A 1,629-nucleotide genomic window follows, 5' to 3' on the forward strand; every position below is an offset into this window, starting at 1 on the left:
AAAACACCCCCACCCCGCCCGGCCCCCAGCCCCCGCGGCCCCCCGCGTCCCCCCGCCGCGGTGGGGGGGGGGGGGGGCAGGGCGGCCGGGGCCCCCCGGCGCTCGCGATCCTGGAGCGTCGGGGGCCGCGCCGGAGCTGCGTCGGGGAACCGCGTCAGAGCGGCGACAGGAGGCAGAACTCGTTGCCCTCGGGGTCGGCCAGAACCGTCCAGGGGACCGAGGCCCCGTCGAAGTCGGGGTCGGTGGCGCCCAGGGCGCGCAGCCGGGCCTCCTCCGCGGCCGGATCGTCACCGGGGTAGGGGCGGACGTCCAGGTGGACGCGGTTCCACACGCTCTTGGCGTCGGGAGTGCGGATGAACTCCAGGTAGGGGCCGACGCCCCGGGCGGAGCGCAGGGAGGCGACCTCGTCGGTGACCTCGTGCACCGTCCAGTCCGTCGCCGCGCCCCAGAACCGGGCCATCTCCCGCGGGTCGGCGCAGTCGACGACCACCGCGGCGATCGGCCCGGTGCCCCGGTAGACCGGACGGGGCTCCAGGACGCAGAACTCGTTGCCCTCCGGGTCGGCCATCACCGTCCAGGGGACGTCGCCCTGCCCCACGTCGGCGAGCGTCGCGCCGAGATCCTTCAGGCGTGCGACCAGCTCCGCCTGATGGGCGTCGGAGGTGGTGGTTAGATCGAGGTGCACCCGGTTCTTGACCGTCTTGGGCTCCGGGTGGGAGACGATGTCGATGCAGACGGCCGTGGCGTCGGGGTAGCGGAAGCCGACGGGTTCGAGGTTGGTCACCCCGGGCCCCTCGCTGTCGACACCCCACCCGAGGGCCTCCGCCCAGAACCGCCCGAGCGCGGCGTCGTCCTGGGCCTTCATGTTGATCTGCACGAGTCGTGTCGCCATGCCGAAGATCCTAGAAGGTCTGCCGGAAGGCGGGCGGAGGCACCCGGCGGGATCAGAAGTTGCCGTAGTTGACCTGCCAGGTTGGGAGGCCCATCCGGCGCCACACCGCCACCACCCGGTCCCGGTCGTCGAGCGACACCCGGACCGCGTAGCGGTGGCGGACGTGCGCGTCGAACAGCTCGGCCTTCACGAGGTCGTCGGAGCGGCCGTCGCCCGAGGCGCGCATCCACAGCTCGTCGTACGGCACCTCGTACCGCTCCAGCCACGCCTCGGTCAGCGCCCGATGGTCCTCGCTGCGGCCGGACAGCAGCACGATCCGGTCCTGGTGGGAGGCGCGGAAGGCGCGCAGCGCCTCGCGGACCGGGAGGTTGAGGAGGTCGAGGTCGCAGCGGGTGAAGTCGTACGGGCCCCGGTCGCCGCGCAGCGCGAGCGTGCCGTCGATGTCGCACAGGACGGCCGACGGCAGCGCCGTGTCGGGGACGTACGGGGTCACCGCGGGCCGGTCGTTGAGCCAGTCGTCGGTGAGCCGCCAGCCGCCGCGGGTGGCCTTGGCGTGCTTCTCGGCCAGGACGCGGATGATCTCCTCGCCCACGGACCGCTCGCGGGCCGCGTCGCGGCGCACGCACTCGTCGACCGGCACGGCGGTGAAGTCGTGCACGACGAAGGTGGCCTCGCGGCCGGCCAGGGCGGCCTTCAGCCGCCGCGGGATGTGCGGGGTGAGATGGGTGTTGTCGACG

General features: G+C 73.8%; 2 protein-coding genes. Both read right to left on the reverse strand.

Features of this window, described 5'->3' with window-relative positions; all coding sequences use genetic code 11:
- Positions 1 to 154: 154 nt before the first annotated feature.
- Positions 155 to 892, reverse strand: a complete 738-nt coding sequence (locus ACFW1I_RS08250) for a VOC family protein (RefSeq protein WP_384667375.1) — start codon at positions 890 to 892, stop codon at positions 155 to 157.
- Positions 893 to 944: 52 nt separating this feature from the next.
- Positions 945 to 1,629 (reverse strand): polynucleotide kinase (locus ACFW1I_RS08255; RefSeq protein WP_384667379.1); only part of this gene is annotated, 685 nt, incomplete at its 5' end.

Origin of the sequence: Streptomyces sp. NPDC058955 (assembly GCF_042741435.1) — a bacterium.
GTDB lineage: Bacteria > Actinomycetota > Actinomycetes > Streptomycetales > Streptomycetaceae > Streptomyces.

Bases quoted from the DNA above. Each gene is read 5' to 3' on its own strand.
- ACFW1I_RS08250 (WP_384667375.1), bottom strand. From the start codon at position 892: ATGGCGACACGACTCGTGCAGATCAACATGAAGGCCCAGGACGACGCC.